This window comes from Rhodoplanes elegans, assembly GCF_016653355.1.
GTDB classification, from domain to species: Bacteria; Pseudomonadota; Alphaproteobacteria; order Rhizobiales; family Xanthobacteraceae; genus Rhodoplanes; species Rhodoplanes elegans.
The window spans coordinates 23,315-45,006 of record NZ_NHSK01000143.1; the positions used below are offsets into that span (position 1 = coordinate 23,315).

The following is a 21,692-nucleotide window of genomic DNA, read 5'->3' on the forward strand; positions in this document are numbered from 1 at the left end:
TCAGCGCGGCGCTCCGGCCGCTTGCAGCAGGCGGCCGTGCGCGGTCGCGAGCCGCACGAAGCGCACCCCGAAGGCGGCGTCCAGCCGCTGGTCCTCGAACAGCGCGTCGGCGGTCGCGTCGGCGACGATGCGGCCTCTATCGACCAGCACGATGCGGTCGAAATGCCGGAAGGCGAGGTCGAGATCGTGCATGACGACGACGCACAGGCGGTCGCCGCCGCGCGCCGCGAGCGTCTCGACCAGCGCGAGGCGATGGCGGATGTCGAGGCTGGCGCCCGGCTCGTCGGCGAGCAGGATCGGCGGATCGACGGCCAGCACCATGGCGAGCAGCACGCGGGCGCGCTCGCCGCCCGACAGCGCCGACCACTTTCGACGACGCAGCGTCACCAAGTCGTGGGCTTCGATCACGGCGTCGAGCGTACCGGACGGAACGCCGCCGCCGCGCTCGACGCCGAGCCGGACCAGGTCGGTGACGGTAAGGTCCCAGTGCGGCGCGAAGTGCTGCGGCACGTAGCCGATTGTCTTGGCGCGTTCGCGCGTCGGAAGAGTGGACAGCGGCGTGTCGCCGAGCCGCACCACGCCGCTGCTCGGCTCGGCCTGTCCGGCGAGCAGGCGCAGCAGCGTCGACTTTCCAGCCCCGTTCGGGCCGACGATGGCGACCGCGCCGGTCTTCGGCAGCGCGAGGCTGACGCCGGCGAGGAGGCGGGCGCCGCGCCGCTCGACCGTGACGTCGTGAAGCGAGAGCATCGTCATCGGCGGAGCTGCCGGGCCAGCAGGACGACGAAGAACGGCCCGCCGGCGAGCGCCGTGACGAGACCGAGCGGGATTTCTGCGGGCGGCAGGGCGGCGCGGGCGAGCGCGTCGGCCGCCGTCACCAGGGCGGCGCCGGTGAGGGCCGAGGCGGGCAAGAGGGCGCGGTGCATCGGCCCGACCAGCCAGCGCGCCACATGCGGGGCGGCGAGCCCGACGAAGGCGACGAGGCCGCTGAACGCCACCGCGAGCGCGACGACGGCGGCGCCGGCCAGCACGGCGACGTCGACGAAGCGCCGCACGTCCTGGCCGAAGCCCGCCGCCATCGTCTCTCCGAGCCCCAGGAGATCGAGCCCGCGGGCGAGCGGGGAGGTGATCACGACGCTCGCCACGGTCGCGGCGGCGAGCCCGGCCAGCACGGGCCAGGACGGCGTCTGCACGCCGCCGAGAATCCAGCTCAGCACCACCTGCAGGTTGACGGTGTCGTCGGACAGCGCCAGCATCAGGAACGAGCGCAGCGCGCCGAGCACGGCGGCGACCGCGACGCCGGCCAGCAGGAGGCCCGCCGCATCGACCGTGCCGGCGAGCCGGGCGATGCCCATCACGATCACGGTCGCGCCCCAGGCGCCGAGAAACGCCAGCACGGCGAGCACCAGCGCCTGCGGCAGCCCGAGCGGCACCAGCAGCGCGACGCTCGCGCCGAGCGCGGCGCCGCCGGCCGAGCCGAGCAGATAAGGTTCCGCCAGCGGGTTGCGGAACACGCCCTGGAAAATGGCGCCACCGAGCCCGAGCAGCGCGCCGCAGCACGCCGCGGCGAGCACCCGCGGCAGCCGCCAGTCGATCAGCAGCTTCGCCCGCAGCGTCTCCGGCCCGGTGACGGCGGTGATCAGATCGGAGGGGCTCGCCCAGTCGTGCCCGGCGCACAGGCCGAGACCGATCACGACGAGGAGGGCGCCGATGAGGCTGGCGAACGGCGCCGCGCGCGCACTCACGGGGTCTGCTCCTGGGCGTTCGGGTGGAGCAGGGCGGCGAGGCGGACGATGCCGTCGACGGTGCGCGGCCCCGGGATCAGGAATTCCGCACGCGGCACCGTGAAGGCGCGGCCCGTGCGCACCGCCCGCATGTCGCGCCAGCCGGTGCGCGAGGTCAGCTCGGCCAGATCTTCGGCGCGGCCGGCGAACAACAAGACGTCCGGATCGGCGCGCAGCACCGCCTCGGGCGAGACCTGCGAGAGCGTCAGCCGCTCGTCGAGCCCGAAGCGGCCGCCGGCGAGCGCGACCGCGTCGGCCGTGTAGGTGCCGGGCCGCGCGACCAGCACGAGGCCGTTGCCGAGCCGTCCCGTGATCATGATCACGCGCGGCCGCGGCCGATTCTTCAGCCTCGCCGACATTGTCGCGATGCGCGTCTCCAGGCCGGTCGCGACGGCTTCGCCCGTCTCTGGCACGCCGGCGGCGCGGCCGAGCAGACGGATGTTCGCCGTCACCTCGGCGACGCTGCGCTGCATCAGCACCAGGATCGGCACGCCGATCCGCTCCATCGGGTCGACGAGCTGATGCGCCGCCTGGCGCGACGGCGTCACCACGACGAGGTCGGGGTTCTGCGCCACCACGGCGTCGACCGAGAAGCCGAGCCGGCCGCCGACCAGCGGCCGGTCGAGCACCTCGGGCGGATGGCGCGTGTAGGCCTCGATTCCGACGATGCGATCGGACAGGCCGAGCGCCGCCACCATCTCGGTGTTGGAGGCGAAGATCGTGACGATGCGACGCGCCGGCCCGGGCAGGGTCACGGTTCGCCCGAACGCATCCACGAGCACGATCGCGCCCACCGGCGGCGGGATCGGCCCGGCCGGGGCGGGGGCGGCCCCGACCGGGCCGACTGCGCCGACGAGCGCCGCGAGAACGCCGAGCTTCAGCGCCCCGCGGCGCGTCGTCAGCCGCATCAGAACTTCGCCTGCAGGCCGACCAGCATCTCGCGGCCCGGCATCGAGGTGCCGCAACCGCCGTTCTGCCATTTCGGATTGGCGATGCAGGGCGTCTGGTCGAGCGCGAAAAAGATCGGGTTCTCGTTCACGTCGAACAGATTGTTGATGGTGGCGAAGAGCTTCACATTGGCCGTGAGGGCGATTTCCCCGCGCAGATTCCACACCCAGAACGGATCCTTCTGGTAGACTGTGGTGTTGCGCACCTGGCCCGGGATCAGGAGATACTCCTCGCTGGCGTACCACATCGGCCCGCGCAGCACGCCGGTGACCTGGACCAGCCAGTCCTTCCACGGCCCGCCGGTCTGGCCGAAGCGGGTGCCCACCGCCGCCTGGTACTGGTACATGCGGGTCGCCTTGTCGGTCCCGGCCGCGACCGGCGCACCCTCGTCGCGCATCTCGAAATTGTAGGCGCCGTTGGCCCACAGGCTCCAGCGCCACGTCCCGGGATTGCGGTCGAGCACCTTGAACATGTCGGCATCGGCCTGCAGCTCGATGCCGCGCACCCGGATGTCCCCCGGGTTGTTGATGTAGTCCGACGTGTTGGCAACGCCGGTGCGCGACTTGGTCGTTATGCGGTTCGAGATGGTGTTCTGGAACAGCGCGAGATCGACGCGCCAGCCGCTGCGCATGAAGGTGGTGCCGACCTCGTACTGCGCGGCGGTCTCGGGCGTCAGATCCGGATTGCCGAAGGTGCGGCCGCCGCCGACCGCCGTGAAGTCGGCCGCGAGCTCCGAGGCGGTCGGCGCCCGGAAGCCGGTCGAGGTGCCGGCGCGCCACGACCACCAGTCCAGCATCTTGTACGTCGCGCCGGCCGAGTAGGTGGTCGCCTGATAGTCCGCGGTGCGGCTCCGCTGCGCGGCGAGGTTGGGGGTCGGGTCGAGCGAGGTCTGGCCATAGGTCTGGCGCACGCCGCCGCGCACCACCACGCGGTCGTCGAACAGTTTTTGGGAGTCCTCCGTGTAGAACGCCCAGACGGCCTCGGTCTGATTGTAGTCGTAGGGCGCGATCTGGCCCTGCGAGGCGATCGGGCTGCCGGGCAGATAGACGCGGGTGCGGTCGGACCGCAGCCAGCTGTTCTCCCAGTCGAGACCGAGAATCAGCTCGTTGCCGCTCCACGGGGTGACGCGCGGCACGAAGCGGGTGCCGACGATGTCGAGATGGCGCTCGTTGCGGTCGCTCGACGTGCCCTTCACCGGGGTGTTGCCGCTGGCGATGGTCGGCGACGCCCACTTGAACACGTCGACGTCCGACACGGCGTAGGTCTGCAGCATCCAGCGCGCCCAGCCGTCCGGCACCTTGCCGTCCCAGACGACGTCGAGCGACCGGTTCCAGCGATCGTCCTGCGAGAAAATGTTGGCGGTCGAGCCGCGGAAGCCGGCGTCGTAGATGCCGTCGCTGCGGATCGCGATGTCGAGCCGCTGGTTCGGATCGATCTGCAGGCCGAAGGCACCCGACGCGCCGGCGCGCTTCCAGGACGTGTTCAGCTCCTTGGCGCCGCCGCCGACCCGATAGTTGTCGCTCTTGCCGCCCGAGAGGCCGACATACCAGTCGACCTCCTTATAGACGCCGCCGTTCTGCGCCTTGCCGCGGATCTGGCCGAACGAGCCGCCGCTCGTCTCGAGCAGCGTGCCGGGCGCGGTGCGACCGGTCTTCATGATGATGTTGATGACGCCGCCGATGTTCTGGCTGCCGTAGAGCACCGAGGCGGGCCCGCGCACCACCTCGATGCGCTCGACGTCGTTGGACGAGAGCTTCGAGAGATTGGCCGTGCCGGCGCGCCGGCCGTTGATCAGCACCAGCACCTGGCCCTTGAAGTCGCGGCCCTGGCCGTCGCTCGCCGCGCCGCGGATGTTCATCGAGGTCTGGGCCGGGCTCCATTCGCTGAAGAAGCCGACGGCGTTCTCGGACAGCAGCTCGGTCACCGAGCGGGCGGCCGAGTTCTTGATCTTCTCCTGGTCGATGACCTGGATGGTCTCGGGGATCTGCTCCCGCGGCTCCGGACGGCCGGTCGCGGTGACGACCAGCTCGTCGAGGGCGACGTTCTGGGCGCGCGCGGCGTCGGCGACGACGAGCGACAGCGTGGCGAGGCCGGCCGAGGCGGCGAGATGGACGAGCCGGTTCATGCGAGCCTCCACACCAGCACGGCCGACACTTTTTCCACTTCGAGGCGTGGCCCGTCCGGCCCGTGGATCAGTTGCGCGGCGAGATGGTCGCGAAGTGCCGGGCGCCGCGGGTCCTCGGGCGAAAAGCCGAGCCGATCGGCGAGATGCGTCGCGATCGCGCCGAGGTCGTCGATCGGCAGCGCGAACGTCCAGGCGACTTGCTCGATCACGTCGGGCCGGTCCTCCGGAGCGAGCCCGGCCAGCACCTTGTCGACGCCCGGCGTCGTGTCCTCGCCGTGCCACTCCGGCGGCAGGCAGGCGGCGAGGCAGAGGCCGCGCGGCCCGTGCTGGGCCGGCACGATCCACACGATCGTCCGTCGCGCCCAGGCGCGGCAGCGCGCCAGGAAGTCGGCGGGTGCCGACATGGGCGCCGGGATGTTGGCGGCCAGCACGGTGTCGAAGCCGCGCGCGGGCAGGGCGGCGTCCTGCCAGTCGCAGCCGTGCACGACCGGGCCGTCGGCGAGCGCGGCGAGCCGCGCCTGCATCACCGGCGCGGGCTCGACCGCCGTCCACGCCGCGGCGGGATCGCGCAGCGCGCCGCCGAGCTGGCCGCCGCCGGCGCCGATGTCGAGGAGATCGCCGACCGCCGGCACATGACGGCGGACGACCGGGGCGACTTTCGTCACGTAGTCGGAGGCGTCGATGCCGGCCGCGTAGAGGCCGAGGGGATCGATGGGCATGCGGGGCTCGTCGGCAGGGCGATGGTGCGGGCAGGGGACGGAGGAGATCGACGGTGCCGTGTCGGTCTCGGCCGCCGTGCAGGCCGGCGCCGCCGGCGGACAGCAGGCGTGGCCGAGGCGCGTGCGCGGCCGCTGGCCGGCCCCGCGCGAGGCCGGCGACAATCCGAAGCTCCGTGTCATGATGGTCCCCACCACGGCCCTGCGCGTCGGTGCGTGGCCGCGTCCTTCGAGTAATGTAATAACATTACACGAGAGGGGAGTGTCAATCACGGACGGGTTGCGTCGCGGACGGCGGGCGACGTGATGGCGCAGCGGCAACACCGCGGTGGCCGGGGCGCGATGGATGGGGATGGAGTAACGACCAAGGGTCGCGCCGGGATGCGGCGCGTCGGGGCGGGCGGGCACGAGAATCACCTCGCAGCGGGTCGTGGCACGTCACCGCGACGAGGTCGGTCCGGCCGTGCGACGCACGTCCGGCTCGGCCACCCTCGGTACACCCCGACCGACGGCTCCGCGTGTGACCACGGCTGACGGCAGGTCTCCTGGCTCGCGGGTCGTGGCCCTCCGTCGCCTTCCCGGGTGCGAGAGCCCCAGTGGACCAATGACGAAAGACTCGCCGCTCACAGTTGCGGGGGCAGCCACGGCATCCGGCCTGCGCCGTCACCGTGTTCCCTTTTGATCCCGTGAGGGAACCGTCGAGGGCACCGTAGAAGCCGGCTAATCCGGCTGTCAATTCGGGTGGGGGCATTCTTCCCCCGTGTTGCAGAATCGGCACGGGGCGCCCCCGCATTGACGGGCCGCGCGGCGCGCCCGTATCAGTCCGCCCGACCGGGCCGCGTCTCTTGGAGACGTCGTGCCCGAAGGACCGAGGACGCGACGTTGGATCTCCAGGCGCTCGAAACAGTGTCGTCCGAATCGCCCGCCCGCTGGCTGGCGCTGGTCGGCATCGGCGAGGACGGCGTCGATGGTCTCACCGAAGCCGCCAAGGCGTTGGTGCGCTCGGCCGCCCTGGTGGTCGGCGGCGACCGGCATCTGGCCCTCGCGGCCGCGCTGATCCACGGACAAAGCCTCGCGTGGCCGCGGCCGATGACGCTGGCGTTTCCGGAGATCGTCGCCCATCGCGGCCGGCCCGTCGTCGTGCTGGCGAGCGGCGACCCGTTCCATTACGGCGTCGGCCGCATGCTGGCCGGGATCGTCGCGCCCGCGGAAATTCTGAGCCTGCCGCAGCCGTCGAGCTTCAGCCTCGCGGCGTCGCGGCTCGCCTGGTCGCTGCCCGATCTGACGCCGGTGACGCTGCACGGAAGGCCACTGGAAACGATCATCCGCCACCTGCAGCCGGGCGCAAGAATTCTCGCGCTCTCCTGGGACGAGACGACGCCGAGAAAGCTCGCCGACCTGTTGGTGGCGCGCGGCCTGGGCGACAGCCGCATCCACGTGCTGGAGGCGCTCGGCGGCCCACGCGAGCGGGTTCGGCACGCGCCCGCCTCCGGCTTCGACCTGGAAGACATCGATCCGCTCAACCTGATCGGGATCGAGGTGATCGCGGCGGCGGACGCGACCGTGCTGCCGCTCGCGCCGGGGCTCGACGACGCGCTGTTCGAGAGCGACGGCCAGCTCACCAAGCGCGACATCCGCGCCGTGACGCTGTCGGCGCTGGCCCCGCGCCAGGGCGAGCTTCTGTGGGACGTCGGGCTCGGCGCCGGCTCGATCGCGATCGAGTGGCTGCTGCGCCATCCCGCCATGAAGGCGATCGGCATCGAGGAGCGTGCCGAACGCGCCGCCCGCGCCGCCCGCAACGCCGCGGCGCTCGGCACGCCCGACCTGCGCATCGTCGAAGGCCGCGCGCCGGAGGCGCTGAACGGGCTCCCGGTACCCGACGCCGTGTTCGTCGGCGGCGGCTTCTCCGACGACGGTGTGTTCGACGCGGTGTGGTCTGCCCTGAAGCCGGGCGGGCGGCTGGTCGTCAACGCCGTCGCGCTGGAGACCGAGGCGCGGCTGTTCGCGCTGTATGCGCAGCACGGCGGCGAGCTCCTGCGTCTCCAGGTGTCGCGGGCCGAGCCGGTCGGCACCATGACGGGCTGGCGACCGGCCATGCCGGTCACCCAATGGCGGGTGAGAAAGCCGTGATGGTCGCCGGCGTGGGATTTCGCAAGGGCACGTCGGCCGCCGACATTCTCGTCGTAGTGCGAAACGCCTGCGCGGCGGCGGGCGTGGACGTGAACGAGACCGACGCGCTCGCCACGGCCGACTTCAAGGCCGCCGACGCCGGCGTGATCGAGGCCGCGCAGACGCTCGGCCTGCCGTTGGTCGCCTGTGTGCGTGAAAAGCTCGCCCAAGTGAGCGACCGCGTTCTCACCCGGTCCGAGACCGTCGAGGCGGCGGTCGGCGTGCCGTCGGTCGCCGAGGCGGCGGCGCTCGTGGCGGCTGGGCGAAACGCGACACTGCTCGCTCCCCGCGTCGCAGTGAAGAACGCCACCTGCGCCCTCGCCATCGGAGACGGCCCGTGACCATCCATTTCATCGGCGCCGGCCCCGGCGCGCCGGATCTGATCACGGTGCGCGGACGTGATCTGCTCGGAAAATGCCCGGTGTGCCTCTATGCCGGCTCGCTGGTGCCGAAGGCGCTCCTCGACCATTGCCCGCCGGGCGCCCGCATCGTCGACACGGCGCCGATGTCGCTCGACGAGATCGCGCAGGAGTTCGTCCGGGCGACCGAGGCCGGGCAGGACGTGGCGCGGCTGCACTCGGGTGATCTGTCGGTGTGGAGCGCGCTCGGCGAGCAGCTCCGCCGGCTCGATGCCCTGACGATTCCCTACACGGTGACGCCCGGCGTGCCGTCCTTCGCGGCGGCGGCCGCGGCGCTCGGGCGCGAGCTGACGCTGCCCGAGGTCGCCCAGTCGGTGGTGCTGACACGGACGTCCGGCCGCGCCTCGGCGATGCCGGACAGCGAAAACCTCGCGGCGTTCGCGGCGACGCGCGCGACGCTCGCCATCCACCTCTCGATCCATGTGCTGGACAAGCTCGTCGCCGAGTTGACGCCGTTCTACGGCGAGGACTGCCCGGTCGCGATCGTCTTCCGGGCGAGCTGGCCGGACGAGCGCATCCTTCGCGGGACGCTTCGCACCATCGTGGCGCAGGCGGCCGAGAGCCCGATGGAGCGCACCGCTCTGGTGCTGGTCGGTGCCGCGCTCGGCGGCGATCTGGTGCGGGAAAGCGCCCTCTACAGCGTCGACTACCAGCGCCGTTTTCGCGGACGCGGCGAATGAACATGCGAGGCCTTCTCGTCGCGGCGCCGCGCTCGGGCTCGGGCAAGACGACCATCGCGCTCGGGTTGATGCGGGCGCTGCGCCGGCGCGGGTTTGCCGTGCAGCCGTTCAAGTGCGGGCCCGACTACATCGACCCCGCCTGGCACAAGGCCGCGGCCGGGCGCGACAGCCTCAATCTCGACTCCTGGGCGATGCGGCCGGCGCTGCTGCGCGGGCTGGTCGGCGCCGCCGGGCCGGGCGCCGACCTCGCGATCGTCGAGGGCGTGATGGGCCTGTTCGACGGCGTCGCGACGGCGGGGCAGGCGGGGCGGGGCGCCTCCGCCGACATCGCGGCGCTGACCGGCTGGCCCGTGCTCCTGGTGCTCGACGTCGCCGGCCAGACCGAGACGGCGGCGGCCGTGGCGCTCGGCTGCGCCCGCTACCGTACCGACGTGGGCGTTGCCGGCGTCATCCTCAACCGGGTCGCCAGCGAGCGTCACCTCGCCCTGGTCGCCCCGCCGATCGAGGCGCTCGGCATCCCGGTCTTCGGCGCGGTGTTTCGCGACGACCGCCTCGCGCTCCCGGAACGCCATCTCGGGCTCGTCCAGGCGGTCGAGCGTGACGATCTCGACGTCCATCTCGATCGCATCGCCGACACCGTCTCGGCCCGGCTCGATCTGGAGAAGATCATCGCGGCGGCGCGGCCCGGCGTGATCACGTCGGACGACGCCGACGCGGCGTCGCTCCCGCCGCCCGGCCAAAAAGTCGCGCTGGCTCGCGATGCGGCCTTCTCGTTCATGTACCCGCATCTGATTCGCGCTTGGCGAAAGGCCGGCGCCGAGATCGTTCCGTTCTCGCCGCTCGCCGACGAGGCTCCTGATCACGACGCGGATTCCGTCTGGCTGCCCGGCGGCTATCCCGAGCTGCATGCCGGGAAGCTCGCGTCGGCGGCGCGGTTCAACTCCGGCACGTTGGCGGCGGCCGAGCGCGGCGCAAAAATCCACGGCGAGTGCGGGGGCTTCATGATGCTGGGGCAGGGCCTCGTCGACGCCGACGGCACCCGCCACGCGATGCTCGGCCTGCTCGGGCTGGAGACGTCGTTCGCGCGGAGAAAACTCCACCTCGGTTACCGCCGCGCGATCCTGAAAAGCGACAGCGTCCTCGGCGCCACCGGCGCAACGCTCCACGGCCACGAGTTCCATTATGCTACGACGCTCGCCTGCCCGGACGAGGCGCTCGCCGACTGCTTCGATGCGACAGGCGCCGCCGTGGCCGAGAGCGGAGCACGCCGTGGCAACGTGACTGGCACGTTCTTTCACGTCATCGACCGCGGGTGAGATCGCGGTGCGGGCCGAATCCCCGGCTCGTCATGGCCGGGCTTGTCCCGGCCATCCACGATCTTTTTGTCGGCACGCTGAAAGGACGTGGATGCCCGGCACAAGGCCGGGCATGACGGTGCTGAGTTTGCGAATGACGGTGTAATGCCTCACGCCGCCGGCTCGAGCACCCCATCCGCGTCGCGCAGCACCACGTAGATGGCCGGGATCACCAGCACGGTGAGCAGCGTCGAGGAGGCGAGGCCGAACAAGAGCGAGATCGCGAGCCCCTGAAAGATCGGGTCGAGCAGGATGGTGCCGGCGCCGATCATGGCGGCAAGGGCGGTGAGCAGGATCGGCTTGAACCGTACGGCGCCGGCCTCCAGCAGCACCTCGCGCAGTGTCTTACCCGCACCGGCGCCGTGCCGGATGAAGTCGACGAGAAGAATCGAGTTGCGCACGATGATGCCGGCGAGCGCGATGAAGCCGATCATCGAGGTCGCCGTGAAGGCCGCGCCCAAGAGCCAATGGCCGATCACGATGCCGATCAGGGTGAGCGGGATCGGCGTGAGGATCACGAGCGGCAGGCGGAAGCTGCCGAACTGCACGACGACGAGAATGTAGATGCCGACCAGCGCGGCCCCGAACGCCGCCCCCATGTCGCGGAACGTGACATAGGTGATCTCCCACTCGCCGTCCCACAGGAGCGACGGCCTGCTCTCGTCGGCCGGCTGGCCGTGCAGGAGCACGACGGGCTTCGGCAGGCCCTTCCAGTCGTGCGCGTCGATGCGCTTGCCGACGTCCAGCATGCCGTAGATAGGCGCCTCGAAGGCGCCGGCCAGCTCGGCCTGCACCATGTCGGCGAAGCGGCCGTCGCGGCGGAAGATCAGCGGCGAGCCGGCTTCTTCGGTGACGCGCACGACGTCGCCGAGCTCGACCCAGGCCTTGTTGCCCGGCACCGTGTTGGCCGGGATCGGCGTCGACGCCAAGGCCTCGCTCCAGGCGAGCTTGGTCTTCGGCAGCCGCACCGCGATCTCGATCGGGTTGCGGTCCTCGCCGCGATGCGAGTAGCCGACCGTGGTGCCGCCGAGCAGCGTCTGGAGCGCGTCGTAGACGTCGCCCTGCTCGACGCCGAAGAACTCCAGGCGATCCTGGTCGAGCGCGATGCGCAGACGCGGACGCGGCATGCCGATCGAGTCGTCGATGTCGACCACGTAGGGCACCTCGGCGAACAGGCGCTTCATCTCCTGCGCGACGGCGCGCCGCGTCGCCGAGTCCGGGCCGTAGATTTCGGCCAACAGCGTCGCCAGCACGGGCGGGCCGGGCGGCACCTCGGTGACCTTCATGACGGCGCCCTTCGGCAGCGTCACGGCCTTCAGCTTCTCACGCAGATCGAGCGCGATGGCGTGGCTCGGCCGCTTGCGGTCGTGCCGGGGGGCGAGGTTGATCTGCACCTCGCCGAGCTCGGGAGACTCGCGAAGATACGAGTGGCGCACGAGCCCGTTGAAGTTGAACGGCGCCGCCGTGCCGGCATAGACCTGCAGGTCGCGCAGCTCGGGAATGGTGCGGGCGACCGCAGCGATGTCGAACAGGGTGCGCTCGGTGTCCTCCAGGCTCGCCCCCTCGATCAGGTCGACCTGCACGGCGAGCTCCGACTTGTCGTCGAACGGCAGCAGCTTCACGGTGACGCTGCGGGTCGCGAACAGCCCGCACACCGCGACGGTCGCGAGCCCGACGCCGACGAGAAAGATCCACGCGGTCTTGCGGTTCTTCACCACCGGCGCCGCGAAGGCCCGGTAGACCCGGCCGAGCCGGCCGCCGTCGTGGCCGTGGGCATGCGCCGTCACGGGCCCGCGCGGCGCCAGCTTCAGCATCAGCCAGGGCGCCACCACGACCGCGACGAAGAACGAGAACAGCATGGCGGCCGAGGCGTTGATCGGGATCGGCGCCATGTAGGGGCCCATCAGGCCCGACACGAACAGCATGGGCAGGAGGGCCGCGACCACGGTCAGCGTGGCGATCACGGTCGGGTTGCCGACCTCGGCGACCGCCTCGACGGCGGCGCGCTCGCGCGGCCGTCCGTCGCCCATGCCCCAGTGGCGGGCGATGTTCTCCACCATCACGATGGCGTCGTCGACCAGGATGCCGATCGCGAAGATGAGGGCGAACAGGCTCACGCGGTTGATCGTGTAGCCCATCAGGTTGGCGGCGAAGAGCGTGAGCAGGATGGTGGTCGGGATGACGACCGCCGTCACCAGCGCCTCGCGCCAGCCGATGGCGAGCGCGATCAGAACGACGATCGACACGGTCGCGAGGCCGAGATGGAAGAACAGCTCGTCGGCCTTGTCGCTCGCCGTCTCGCCGTAGTCGCGCGTCACCGTGACGGCCACGTCCTCCGGAATCAGCCGCGCCTTGGCGCCATCGAGCCGCGCGAGGAGTTCGGCCGAGACCGTGACGGCATTGGCGCCGGCCCGCTTGGCGAAGGCGACGCTGACGGCCGGCGTGCGCACGAAGCCGCGATCGGCGGGGGTCTGGTGCGAGACGGTCGGATCCTCGGTGTCCATCCACACCCGCGCCTCGCGCGGGCTCGGACCGACGACGACGGAGGCGAGGTCGCGCACATAGACGGGGCGATTGTCGCGGGTCGTCACCAGCAGCAGGCCGATGTCGGGCACACCGGCGAGCGTCTGCCCGGCCGCGACGGTGCGCATGCCGCCGGCCTCGCGCACGCTGCCGGCCAGGAACGAGCGGTTGGCGTTCTTCACCTTGCCGACCAGCTGCGCGAGCGTCACGCCGTAGAGCGCGAGCTTTTCGGGATCGGGCTCGACCCGGATCTGCTGAGGATTGCCGCCGGCGATGTAAGTGAGCCCGACATTGTCGACCTTCACCAGCTCGGCGCGCAGCTTGTCGGCGAGCTCGTAGAGGTCCTTGTCGGTGAAGCGATCGGCGGCCGCGGGCTTGGGCGCCAGCGTCAGCACCAAGATGGCGACGTCGTTGATGCCGCGGCCGACGATCAAGGGCTCGGGGATGCCGGCCGGCATGCGATCGTAGTTCGCCCGGATCTTTTCGTGGACGCGCAGAATCGCGTCCTCGGACTTGGTGCCGACCAGGAAACGCGCCGTCACCATCACCCGGTCGTCCTGGGTCTGGCTGTAGACGTGCTCGACCCCGTCGATGCTCTTGACGATCGTCTCCAGCGGCTTGGTCACCAGCTCGACCGCGTCCGGCGCCTTGAGGCCGTCCGCATTGATGCGGATGTCGACCATCGGGACGCTGATCTGCGGCTCTTCTTCGCGCGGAATCGCGATCAAGGCCATCAGGCCCGCGACCAGCGAGGCGATCAGGAACAAGGGCGTCAGCGGCGACCGGATCGTCGCCTTGGTGAGCCGGCCGGAGATGCCGAGATTCACGGAGCTGGTCTCGGAGGCGGGCACGCGATCGGTCACGGCGTCACCAGCCGGTCGCCGGGTACGAGGCCGGAGAGGATCTCCACCGCGTCCGGCTCGCCGGGGCGCCGGACGGTGCGGCCGCGCTGCACCGGAACGTCGATGGTGCCGCCGTTGCGCGAAAGCCTCACATAGTCGATGCCGAACCGCGTTGTCACGGCGGCGGCCGGCACCGTGACGGCGGTGCGCTCGCCGGCCGACACCCAGACCCGGATGCGCTCGCCGACGAAGTAGTCGCCGAGCCCGTCGACGGCGGCGTCGGCGACGACGCGGCCGTCCTCGATCTGCGGATAGACCAGCCGCACCTTGCCGAACGTCGCCTCGCCGCGGCCGAGCGCCTCGCCGTCGATGCGCACCGGGTCGCCGGCCTTGAGGAACTTGGCGTGTCGCTCCGGCACGCGCAGGCGCAGCACGAAATTGGCCTCGGCGATCTGGGCGACAGGCTCGCCCGGCAGGATCACGGTGCCGGGCGTCACCGGCACCTTCAGCACCCGGCCGGCCGTGGGCGCCAGCACGGTGCCCTCGGCGAGCTGCTGCTCGATCACGGCGCGCTCGGCCCGGCGCGCCTTCAGGGCATTGTCGGCGACGTTGAAGGCGGTGCGCACCTCGTCGAGCCGCGAGCGCGCCACCGTGCCCTTGTCGAACAGGCTCTGGGTGCGCTCGAGATCGATGGTCGCCTGCGACACCTGGGCTTCGAGCCCGGCGATCTGCGCATCGAGCGAGCGGGTCTGCAACATCAGCTTGTCGTCGCCGACCACCGCGACGGTCTGGCCCTGCTTCACCTCGTCGCCGTACCTCACCGCGAGCCGCACGACGGTGCCGCCGATGCGGGCGCGGGCCGGCACCACGTTGGCGCTCTCGACGGTCGCGAACACGGCCTTCTCGTCCGCCACGGCGGCCGACGCGACCGTGAGCGTCCCCGCCTCGGACGAGGTCGCCGCGCCCCCGAGCAGCAACGCCAGCACGAAGGCGCGCACCACGGCGCGCTCCTTGTCGCCGAGGCGGGAGACGCCGGGGTCGGCGAGGCGCAGCGGCGCCCGGTCGGTGTCAGGCGTCGCGTGCTCCGCGGCCGGACGCGGACGGAACCGGCAGGCGCGGGGGGCGTCGGGGGCGGTCCCGGACACGGTCATGGAAGCATCCTCTTGGTCGGGCGAACGGTTTTTCCGGCGGTGGCCGGCGAGGGGCCGGCGACGGCCGTGGTGCAGTAGATGCCGTGCAGGGCGGCGATGAGCTCGCGGGCCGGTTCGCTGGCGATCGCGTACCAGACGGTCTGGCCGTCGCGGCGCGCCGTCACGAGCCCATCCTTGCGCAGCAGCGTGAGGTGCTGCGAGACGTTGGCGATGCGCATGCCGAGCGTCTCGGCGAGCTCGCCGACCGAGCGCTCGCGCTCCAGCATGGCGCACACCATCATCAGCCGGTGCGGGCTCGCCAGCGCACGCAGGAGCGTGCACGCCTCGGCCGCGGCGAACAGGGGATCGGTCGGGGACTCGATGCCGTGTTGTTTCATGGTTGCGAATATATGCAAATGACGATATGAAGGCAACAGGCGATCGCGACCCGCGGCGCCGGACAAGATCAGGAGTTTCCCTCATGACGGTCGATCGCGCCGTTCTGGCCTTTGCCGGACTCATGGTCCTCGTCAGCGTCGCGCTGGCGCACTGGGTCAGCCCGTGGTGGCTGCTGCTCACCGTTTTCGTCGGGGCCAACATGCTGCAGGCGGCGTTCACGGGCTTCTGCCCGGCCGCTATCTTGTTCAAGAAGGTCGGAATCCGGACCGGCTGCGCGTTCCAGTGAGGACCACGGGTCGGCCCCCGCGCCGGCTCGCATTTCGTTCGAAGAAGACTCGAGGAGAACAGTCGTGAAGACCAACTGGCCCGAACTGATGAAGGAGCTGGGCGTCAGCCTGAAGGACCTGCGCGGCGGCGCCCCCGACGTCATGAAGGGCTTTTCCGCGATGGCGCAGGCGGCGCTGGCGCCGAAGGCGCTCGACACCAAGACCAAGGAGCTGATCGCGCTCGCCATCGGGGTCGCGATCCGCTGCGACGACTGCATCGCCTTCCACGTCAAGGCGGCGATCGAGCAGGGCGCCACCAAGGAGGAGCTGATGGAGACGCTCGGCATGGCCGTCTACATGGGCGCCGGCCCGAGCGTCATGTACGCCTCGCACGCCGTCGAGGCCTGGGGCCAGATCGCGCCGAAGAAGGATTGAGGGCGGTCGGTGTCATTCCGGGGCGCGGGCCGAAGGCGCGCGAACCCGGACTCCAGCGACGATCTCGGTGCGTGTGGCTGGATTCCGGGTTCGCTGCTTCGCAGCGCCCCGGAATGACCGGCCGGGGCCTTTCTCAACCCGCCCGTCGCCGCCGCGCCTCGATCACCGCCGCGGCCCGGTCGAGCAGCAGCGCCAGCACGAAGGCGCCGGCGCCGAAGCCGAACAGCACGCGATGGTCGCCCGAGTAGGCGAACACGACCGACAGGAGCCAGGCGGAGCCCGCCTGGCCGAGCGAGAACACGATGGTGCCGCGGCTCCAGGCGATCTGCTGGCGCACCGGATCGTGGAAGATCTCGCGCAGCCGCCCGAGCACCAGCGGCCCCGAGGCCGGCACATAGGCGCCGACCACCACGCTCGTCACGGCGAGGGCCAGCGGCCCGGACCAGACCAGCAGTACCCCGATGGCGCCGATCTGCAGCGTCAGCGCGCAGGCGAGCGCGTTGCCGAAGCCGACCCGGTCGGCGAGCGCGCCGAAGATCGCCGGGCCGACCGTGGCACTCGCCCCGAACACCACCCACCAGGAGGCGCCCACCGTGATGCCGGCACCGAGCCCGCGGGCGATGAAGTCGACCAGGAACACCATGTGGGGTACGAGGCCGACGGCGACCACGCCGTAGACGATGATCAGCACCGTCGCCGAGAGCGGCCACGGACGCCCGGTCGCCGCCGCGGCGCCATCCTCGCGCGACGTCGTGAGATCGGCTGGCCAGCCGCGCCAGGTGGCGAGCGTCACGGCGACGGCGACGCCGCCGATCGTCGCCCAGGCCGCGCCGAGTCCAAATTTGAGGAGCTGCGGCACCAGAAATCCGGAGCCGGCGATGCCGATTCCGACGCCCGCGAAGATCAGCCCGCCGGCGAGCCCGCGCCGGGCCGGCGGAACGACGCGCAGCGCCGCGGGCGCGGCGATCACCATCAGGGCCCCGCCGGTGAGGCCCGACACGAACCGCCACAGGACGAACCACCAGAAGGGCAGGGGTGCGGCGCAGGCCACGAAGGTCACGCCGGTGACGAGCATCAGGAGCGGGGCGGCGCGCGAGGCGTGCGTCAGATAGCGACCCGCGATCGCGCCCAGAAGATAGCCGCCGAGATTGGCGGCGCCGAGATAAGCCGCCTGGTCGGGCCCGAACCAGCCGGCGGCCACCACGGCGGGCAGGAGCGGCGTGTAGGCGAAGCGCGCCAGCCCCACCCCGACGAACAGGGCCGCGAGCGCGGCGAGGATCGCCGGCGCGGTGCGCGGCGGCGGTGCGGGGGTCGTCTCGGTCATGCGGTCTCCGGCCGGCGGGGCCGGGACTTTAGGGGAGACTCGGCTAGCCGGGAACCCGAATGTCGGCGAGGCTCAGGGCACCGGGCGCTGGTCCGCCGTCGCCGGGCCGGTGGCGCAGCAGACCTGCGGTCCCGCGCCGGTCTCGACCGGCGTGTCGGGCCGCGCCGCCCAGGCCGACCACGACAGCTTGTACAGCCGCACCTTCTCGAAGCCGAGCTCCTTCAGCACGCCGAAGGTCTCCGAGGCGCGGCCGCCGGTCTGGCAGTAGACGATCGTCTCCTTGGTCGGATCGAGCCCGGCATAGAGGCGCTTCAAGTCGTCGACCGGCTTGAGCGCCATGCCGCGCGTGTCCGTCGCCTGGCGGCGCGCGAGCTTCACGGCAGTGTCGGGATCGACCCAGTTCCATTCGTAGGGGATGCTGACCGCCCCCGGCACGTGGCCGCCGCGCGGCGCGCGAACATCGCGACCGGAGAACTCCGCCGGCGTACGGGCGTCGACGATCTGCACGTCGGCCCGGCCGAGCCGCGCCTTCAGCTCGTCGGTGGTCACCGACAGCCGCGGGTCGGGCGCGATCCGAACCGTGACCGGCGGGCGCCGCGTGTCGCCTGCTTCGAGCGGGCGACCGGCCTCGTGCCAACCGTCGATGCCGTCGTGGAAGACGACGACGCGGCGGGCGCCGAAATACTGCGCGGCCGCGAAGCCCGCATAGGCGAGGGGGCTGCCGCGATGCGCGTAGACGACGATCTCGCGCGTCAGGTCGAGCCCGGCGTCGGAGAAGTTGCGCTCGACCCGCACGAGCTCGGAAAACTCCTGCACGGTCGGCAGCCGCAGCGCGCGCTCCGCCTCGGACACGTGGACGGCGCCGGGCAGGTGGGCCTGTCGGAACGCGCTCAGATCTCGCGCATCCCACACGATCGCGCCGCGCGCCATCGCGGCGGCCACCTCGGTCGCGTCGACGACCACGGGGCCGGCGACCGCAGTCGCGCCGACCCCGCCGGTGACCAGCGCGGAGAGGAGGAGCGATGCGAGCAGGAGAGCGGAGCGGATGACGGCGTGCACGACGAGCCCCCGTGCGACAGGAGATGCGGCGCGCTTGTCGCGCGGTCGTCGCGCGTCGTCGTTGATCGAGATCAGCCCGGCCTGTGACGCTCCGCTATCGGCCATAAGGATCGTTGCGGTTGACGGAACATATGCACGTTATTACATAACTATCATCGAATACATATTGCCGCGCGCGCAAGAACGCGCGTCGACGAGGATGTCCTCATGACCAGCATTGCCGCACCGAACCCCAGTCGTCGTGATTTCCTCTATCTCGCCACCGGGGGCGTCGCCGCCGTCGGCGTCGGCGCTGCCGTGTGGCCGCTCGTCGACCAAATGAATCCGGATCGGTCGACCATCGCGGCCGGCGTGCCGATCGAGATCAGCCTCGCCGCCATCGCACCGGGGCAGATCATCAGCATCTTCTGGCGCGGCAAGCCGATCTTCATCCGCCACCGCACCCCCGACGAGATCGCCAAGGAGCAGGCGACCAAGCTCTCCGAGCTGATGGATCCGCAGGCCGATGGCGACCGCGTGAAGGCGGGACGCGAGCAGTGGCTCGTCGTGTTCGCGAGCTGCACGCATCTCGGCTGCATCCCGCTCGGCAAGCAGGGCGAGTGGGGCGGCTGGTTCTGTCCGTGCCACGGCTCGCAATACGACGCCTCCGGCCGCGTCCGCCACGGACCGGCGCAGCTCAATCTCCCGGTGCCGCCCTACGCGTTCGTGGACGACACGACGATCCGGATCGGCGAGGTGGCGTGAGATGACGGCAGTGACGACGACGCGTGTCGCGGTGGCGAGCGACGACTACGCGACCGTGACGGGCCATGCCGGGAAGGCGCGCCGTTTCCTGGTGTTCGAGACGCAGGGCGACGCGCCGCCGCGCGAGGTGGCGCGGCTCGACTTGCCGGCCGAGCTGACCGTGCACGAGTTCCAGTGCGACGGGCCGCATCCGTTGTTCCAAGTCAAGGCCGTGATCGCCGGCAGCGCCGGCGCCGGCTTCGTGCGGCGGCTCGCCGAGCACGGCGTCGCCGCGGTGCTCACCGCCGAGCGCGACCCCACCACGGCGGTCGCGCGCTGGGCATCCGGCGCGCTGGCGCCGGCCGGGGCGCATGATCACGATCACGGCGATGGTCACGGCGGCTGCGGCTGCAGCTGCGGGTGAACCGGCCGGGCAGCGCGCGTGCGAGGTGTGCTTTGAACACCGGTCATTCCGGGGCGCGGACCGTCAGGTCCGCGAACCCGGAATCCATACGCCCTGTGCAGGCGGCTCGAGATAGGCAGGGGTTATAGGTCCCGGGCTCGGCGCTTTGCGCCGCCCCGGGACGACCGTCCAGCCTCGCTCCAAAACGACAATCGCCGGGCGGGGGATGGTCCCGCCCGGCGATCGTTTGTCTGCGGCGCGGCTGTCGTGGCAGCCCGTGTCGCAGCGCATGGCTCAGCGCTTGGCCGGCTCCTTGGTATCGCAGGTGTTGATCCCGAAGAGCGGGTAGGCCGGGCAGTAGGCGATCAGCGCGGTCGCGAGCGGCAGCACGCCGATCCACGCCCAGGTCGGGCCGCCACCCTTCCAGGCCCAGTAGATCAGGGCGATGCCGACGATCGCGCGAACGGCGCGGTCCATCATTCCGATGTTTTTCGTCATGCTCTTGTCCCTCGCTCGGTTCGACGCAATTCGATGACCGAGACATAGGCGTGCAACACGCCTGTCGTCTGTGACGAAGTCACGGTGACGTCGGGATCCCTGCGAGGCACCGTGACGGCGATCTCTCCGACCATGGTATTATAGCGCAGAACGACGCAGGGGCGCGGCTTTTTCTGGCCCTGCGACGAAATCGCCCGCGCGGTGGGCCGGGGCCTTGACCGGGCCGGTCAGGCCTTCGCGCTGCCGGCCGCCGACCGCAGCGAGGCGGCGTTGCGCACCTCGATGCGGTTGCGGGCGAGCGACACCCAGCCGCGCTTCTCGAAGCTCTTGAGATGCCGGCTCACCACCTCGCGGGCGCTGCCGATCTCGGCGGCGAGCTGCTGGTGCGTGATCGACAGCGCCTTGCGGTCGGCGGCGAGGGCCAGCAGGCGGGCGGCGAGACGCGACGGGATCGACTCGAAGGTGACGTTCTGGATGACCCGCATCAGGTCGGCCATCCGCTCGGCATGCGCCAGGAAGACGAAGCTGCGGAAGCCGCCGGAGCGCCCCATCAGCTCGTCGAAGAGGCCGCCGGGCAGCGCCACCGCGGTCACCGGCGTCTCGGTGACGGCGAAGGCGCTGTAGCGCTCGGCGGCGAGCAGCGCCATCGTGGTGAGGATGCAGATGCTGCCCGGGCCGAGCCGATAGAGCACGATCTCGTTGCCGTCCTGGTCGAGCTGGAAGACCCGCACGCTGCCGCCGGTGACGAACAGGAAGGCGCCGCAGGCCTGATGCGGCTCGAACACCGTGGTGCCGGCCGGCAGCGCCGCCGGGGCGGCGCGGCCGACGACGAGGCCGCGCTCCGCCTCCGGCAGAGCGGCGAGCGGCGGAAACAGGGTGATCCAGCCGGCGTCGTCCCGGCGCGAGGCGCGGTCGGTCTTGGCTCCGTTCGTCATGGTTCGAGGTCTAGCAGTGTGGCCCGGGCCCCCTCAAGCGCGGCCGCGGCCGGCCCGGCCGGCCGGGCTGGAAACCGGGCGAAAGGTCCGCTACCAAGCGGGGCCGCGGCGCCGCCCGCGGCCCCGCCCCGCAAAAAGAACCTCCACGGATTCAGCAACGATGAGCGACCTCCTGAAGATCACCGCCGGCCCGTTCACGTTCGACGCCCGCTTCGAGCGCGCCGCCGCGCCGAAGACCTGCGCGGCCTTCGAGAGCCGCATGCCCTATGTCAGCAAGGTCGTGCATGTGCGCTGGAGCGGCGAGGGCGTGTGGATCCCGCTCGGCGACTACTCCTTCGGGGTCGACTACGAGAACCACACGAGCTACCCGGCGCCGGGGCAGTTCATTCTCTATCCGGGCGGCCTCAGCGAGACCGAGATCCTGCTCGCCTATGGCGGCGTGCGCTTCGCCAGCAAGGTCGGCCAGCTCGCCGGCAGCCACTTCATCACCATCACGTCGAACCTGGACAAGCTGCCCGAGCTCGGCCGCCTCGCCCTGTGGGAAGGCGCCCAGGCGATCCGCTTCGAGAAGGCCTGACGCCACCGCGCCGGGCGTCGTCACGGCGGCGGCTCAGCGCGTGTCGGCGCCCTTGGTGAAGCGCACCGGCACCACGAAGGACAGCGCCGCCTCGGCCAGCTCGGGCGGCGGTGCCGGCAGCGGCGACACGCGGTCGAGCAGCGCGAGGGCCTCCTCGTCGAGGACGGCCGAGCCGGACGTCGTGGCGATCGATCGCTTCAGCACGTGGCCTGCACGGTCGATCGTGAAGGCGACGCGGGCCGTGCCGATCCGGCCGCGCGCCGCGCCCGGATAGCGCTTCTTGCGGTGAAGCTCGGCGAGCAGCAGCGTCTGCCAGCGCGCCACCACGGCGGGCGGCACCTGGGCGGCCGCGCCCGGCGCCGCCGTCGCCGGCTTCGGCGCCGGG

General features: G+C 71.4%; 22 protein-coding genes and 1 riboswitch. Of the genes, 9 read left to right on the forward strand and 13 right to left on the reverse strand.

Annotated elements, in window-relative coordinates; genetic code table 11:
• From CCR97_RS17850 to CCR97_RS17870, 5 genes are read right to left on the reverse strand one after another with little or no spacing between them, the layout of a single operon-like run.
• Positions 1 to 753, reverse strand: a complete 753-nt coding sequence (locus tag CCR97_RS17850; RefSeq protein ID WP_111357367.1) for an ABC transporter ATP-binding protein — start codon at positions 751 to 753, stop codon at positions 1 to 3.
• Positions 750 to 1,742 (reverse strand): FecCD family ABC transporter permease, encoded by a 993-nt coding sequence (locus tag CCR97_RS17855; RefSeq protein WP_111357366.1) that lies wholly within the window; start codon positions 1,740 to 1,742, stop codon positions 750 to 752. The genes CCR97_RS17850 and CCR97_RS17855 overlap by 4 nt, the downstream gene beginning before the upstream one ends.
• Positions 1,739 to 2,689 carry an ABC transporter substrate-binding protein gene (locus CCR97_RS17860; RefSeq protein ID WP_111357365.1) on the reverse strand — a complete coding sequence of 317 codons (951 nt, stop codon included), beginning with the start codon at positions 2,687 to 2,689 and terminating at the stop codon, positions 1,739 to 1,741. The genes CCR97_RS17855 and CCR97_RS17860 overlap by 4 nt, the downstream gene beginning before the upstream one ends.
• Entirely contained in the window at positions 2,689 to 4,854 is a 2,166-nt protein-coding gene (locus CCR97_RS17865; protein WP_111357364.1) for a TonB-dependent receptor, read from the reverse strand. The genes CCR97_RS17860 and CCR97_RS17865 overlap by 1 nt, the downstream gene beginning before the upstream one ends.
• Positions 4,851 to 5,573, reverse strand: coding sequence for a class I SAM-dependent methyltransferase (locus CCR97_RS17870; protein ID WP_201159720.1), 723 nt, complete (start codon positions 5,571 to 5,573; stop codon positions 4,851 to 4,853). The genes CCR97_RS17865 and CCR97_RS17870 overlap by 4 nt, the downstream gene beginning before the upstream one ends.
• 515 nt (positions 5,574 to 6,088) lie before the next feature.
• A riboswitch (cobalamin riboswitch) is annotated at positions 6,089 to 6,285 on the reverse strand.
• A gap of 167 nt (positions 6,286 to 6,452) precedes the next feature.
• Between CCR97_RS17870 and cbiE the strand changes: the two genes are divergently transcribed.
• The 4 genes from cbiE to CCR97_RS17890 are packed head-to-tail and all read left to right on the forward strand — an operon-like array spanning position 6,453 to position 10,154.
• Entirely contained in the window at positions 6,453 to 7,700 is a 1,248-nt protein-coding gene (gene cbiE, locus CCR97_RS17875) for a precorrin-6y C5,15-methyltransferase (decarboxylating) subunit CbiE (RefSeq protein ID WP_111357502.1), read from the forward strand.
• Positions 7,679 to 8,080 (forward strand): cobalamin biosynthesis protein, encoded by a 402-nt coding sequence (locus CCR97_RS17880; protein WP_244670532.1) that lies wholly within the window; start codon positions 7,679 to 7,681, stop codon positions 8,078 to 8,080. Before cbiE ends, CCR97_RS17880 begins: the two co-directional genes overlap by 22 nt.
• Entirely contained in the window at positions 8,077 to 8,838 is a 762-nt protein-coding gene (gene cobM / locus CCR97_RS17885; RefSeq protein WP_111357504.1) for a precorrin-4 C(11)-methyltransferase, read from the forward strand. The genes CCR97_RS17880 and cobM overlap by 4 nt, the downstream gene beginning before the upstream one ends.
• Positions 8,835 to 10,154, forward strand: coding sequence for a cobyrinic acid a,c-diamide synthase CobB (locus CCR97_RS17890; RefSeq protein WP_111357505.1), 1,320 nt, complete (start codon positions 8,835 to 8,837; stop codon positions 10,152 to 10,154). The genes cobM and CCR97_RS17890 overlap by 4 nt, the downstream gene beginning before the upstream one ends.
• Positions 10,155 to 10,303: 149 nt before the next feature.
• On the opposite strand, the gene CCR97_RS17895 is transcribed toward CCR97_RS17890, so the two are convergent.
• Genes CCR97_RS17895 through CCR97_RS17905 form a run of 3 tightly spaced genes read right to left on the reverse strand, consistent with a single transcriptional unit; the run spans position 10,304 to position 15,086 of the window.
• Entirely contained in the window at positions 10,304 to 13,543 is a 3,240-nt protein-coding gene (locus CCR97_RS17895) for an efflux RND transporter permease subunit (RefSeq protein WP_111357512.1), read from the reverse strand.
• A 32-nt stretch (positions 13,544 to 13,575) separates the two neighbouring features.
• Positions 13,576 to 14,709, reverse strand: coding sequence for an efflux RND transporter periplasmic adaptor subunit (locus CCR97_RS17900; RefSeq protein ID WP_111357507.1), 1,134 nt, complete (start codon positions 14,707 to 14,709; stop codon positions 13,576 to 13,578).
• Positions 14,706 to 15,086 (reverse strand): ArsR/SmtB family transcription factor, encoded by a 381-nt coding sequence (locus CCR97_RS17905; protein WP_170145852.1) that lies wholly within the window; start codon positions 15,084 to 15,086, stop codon positions 14,706 to 14,708. Before CCR97_RS17905 ends, CCR97_RS17900 begins: the two co-directional genes overlap by 4 nt.
• Positions 15,087 to 15,169: 83 nt before the next feature.
• Between CCR97_RS17905 and CCR97_RS17910 the strand changes: the two genes are divergently transcribed.
• Together CCR97_RS17910 and CCR97_RS17915 are read left to right on the forward strand one after the other, a co-directional pair.
• Positions 15,170 to 15,373, forward strand: coding sequence for a YgaP family membrane protein (locus tag CCR97_RS17910; protein WP_111357508.1), 204 nt, complete (start codon positions 15,170 to 15,172; stop codon positions 15,371 to 15,373).
• Between the two features lie 64 nt (positions 15,374 to 15,437).
• Positions 15,438 to 15,788, forward strand: coding sequence for a carboxymuconolactone decarboxylase family protein (locus CCR97_RS17915; RefSeq protein WP_111357509.1), 351 nt, complete (start codon positions 15,438 to 15,440; stop codon positions 15,786 to 15,788).
• 133 nt (positions 15,789 to 15,921) lie between these two features.
• On the opposite strand, the gene CCR97_RS17920 is transcribed toward CCR97_RS17915, so the two are convergent.
• The gene (locus CCR97_RS17920) at positions 15,922 to 17,112 is read right to left on the reverse strand and encodes a YbfB/YjiJ family MFS transporter (protein ID WP_111357510.1); all 1,191 of its coding nucleotides are present in this window, start codon (positions 17,110 to 17,112) and stop codon (positions 15,922 to 15,924) included.
• Positions 17,113 to 17,184: 72 nt separating this feature from the next.
• Positions 17,185 to 18,276, reverse strand: a complete 1,092-nt coding sequence (locus CCR97_RS17925) for a sulfurtransferase (protein ID WP_111357511.1) — start codon at positions 18,274 to 18,276, stop codon at positions 17,185 to 17,187.
• Positions 18,277 to 18,378: 102 nt separating this feature from the next.
• On the opposite strand from CCR97_RS17925, the gene petA reads away from it, so the two are divergent.
• Together petA and CCR97_RS17935 are read left to right on the forward strand one after the other, a co-directional pair.
• A complete protein-coding gene (petA, locus tag CCR97_RS17930; protein ID WP_201159721.1) occupies positions 18,379 to 18,915 on the forward strand; it encodes a ubiquinol-cytochrome c reductase iron-sulfur subunit in 537 nt (178 codons plus the stop codon).
• A gap of 1 nt (position 18,916) precedes the next feature.
• Positions 18,917 to 19,318 (forward strand): NifB/NifX family molybdenum-iron cluster-binding protein, encoded by a 402-nt coding sequence (locus tag CCR97_RS17935; RefSeq protein WP_201159722.1) that lies wholly within the window; start codon positions 18,917 to 18,919, stop codon positions 19,316 to 19,318.
• A 273-nt stretch (positions 19,319 to 19,591) separates the two neighbouring features.
• On the opposite strand, the gene CCR97_RS17940 is transcribed toward CCR97_RS17935, so the two are convergent.
• A complete protein-coding gene (locus CCR97_RS17940) occupies positions 19,592 to 19,795 on the reverse strand; it encodes a YgaP family membrane protein (RefSeq protein ID WP_111360640.1) in 204 nt (67 codons plus the stop codon).
• 227 nt (positions 19,796 to 20,022) lie between these two features.
• The gene (locus tag CCR97_RS17945; protein ID WP_111360641.1) at positions 20,023 to 20,730 is read right to left on the reverse strand and encodes a Crp/Fnr family transcriptional regulator; all 708 of its coding nucleotides are present in this window, start codon (positions 20,728 to 20,730) and stop codon (positions 20,023 to 20,025) included.
• 160 nt (positions 20,731 to 20,890) lie between these two features.
• Here CCR97_RS17945 and CCR97_RS17950 point away from each other — a divergent pair, with 160 nt between their 5' ends.
• Complete coding sequence (locus CCR97_RS17950) at positions 20,891 to 21,307, forward strand: DUF3830 family protein (protein ID WP_111360761.1); 417 nt, start codon at positions 20,891 to 20,893, stop codon at positions 21,305 to 21,307.
• Positions 21,308 to 21,340: 33 nt separating this feature from the next.
• On the opposite strand, the gene CCR97_RS17955 is transcribed toward CCR97_RS17950, so the two are convergent.
• Positions 21,341 to 21,692, reverse strand: a 352-nt coding sequence (locus tag CCR97_RS17955; RefSeq protein WP_201159723.1) for a TonB family protein, incomplete at its 5' end; no start/stop codon positions are given.

Excerpts from the sequence above, each read along its gene's own strand:
- CCR97_RS17890 (WP_111357505.1), top strand. The coding sequence starts at position 8,835 with ATGAACATGCGAGGCCTTCTCGTCGCGGCGCCGCGCTCGGGCTCGGGC.
- CCR97_RS17860 (WP_111357365.1), bottom strand. The coding sequence starts at position 2,689 with ATGCGGCTGACGACGCGCCGCGGGGCGCTGAAGCTCGGCGTTCTCGCG.
- CCR97_RS17850 (WP_111357367.1), bottom strand. The coding sequence starts at position 753 with ATGACGATGCTCTCGCTTCACGACGTCACGGTCGAGCGGCGCGGCGCC.
- CCR97_RS17920 (WP_111357510.1), bottom strand. The coding sequence starts at position 17,112 with ATGACCGAGACGACCCCCGCACCGCCGCCGCGCACCGCGCCGGCGATC.
- CCR97_RS17940 (WP_111360640.1), bottom strand. The coding sequence starts at position 19,795 with ATGACGAAAAACATCGGAATGATGGACCGCGCCGTTCGCGCGATCGTC.
- CCR97_RS17935 (WP_201159722.1), top strand. The coding sequence starts at position 18,917 with ATGACGGCAGTGACGACGACGCGTGTCGCGGTGGCGAGCGACGACTAC.
- CCR97_RS17950 (WP_111360761.1), top strand. The coding sequence starts at position 20,891 with ATGAGCGACCTCCTGAAGATCACCGCCGGCCCGTTCACGTTCGACGCC.
- CCR97_RS17910 (WP_111357508.1), top strand. The coding sequence starts at position 15,170 with ATGACGGTCGATCGCGCCGTTCTGGCCTTTGCCGGACTCATGGTCCTC.
- petA (WP_201159721.1), top strand. The coding sequence starts at position 18,379 with ATGACCAGCATTGCCGCACCGAACCCCAGTCGTCGTGATTTCCTCTAT.
- CCR97_RS17925 (WP_111357511.1), bottom strand. The coding sequence starts at position 18,276 with ATGGCCGATAGCGGAGCGTCACAGGCCGGGCTGATCTCGATCAACGAC.
- CCR97_RS17905 (WP_170145852.1), bottom strand. The coding sequence starts at position 15,086 with ATGAAACAACACGGCATCGAGTCCCCGACCGATCCCCTGTTCGCCGCG.
- CCR97_RS17880 (WP_244670532.1), top strand. The coding sequence starts at position 7,679 with ATGGCGGGTGAGAAAGCCGTGATGGTCGCCGGCGTGGGATTTCGCAAG.
- CCR97_RS17945 (WP_111360641.1), bottom strand. The coding sequence starts at position 20,730 with ATGACGAACGGAGCCAAGACCGACCGCGCCTCGCGCCGGGACGACGCC.
- CCR97_RS17870 (WP_201159720.1), bottom strand. The coding sequence starts at position 5,573 with ATGCCCATCGATCCCCTCGGCCTCTACGCGGCCGGCATCGACGCCTCC.
- CCR97_RS17900 (WP_111357507.1), bottom strand. The coding sequence starts at position 14,709 with ATGACCGTGTCCGGGACCGCCCCCGACGCCCCCCGCGCCTGCCGGTTC.
- CCR97_RS17865 (WP_111357364.1), bottom strand. The coding sequence starts at position 4,854 with ATGAACCGGCTCGTCCATCTCGCCGCCTCGGCCGGCCTCGCCACGCTG.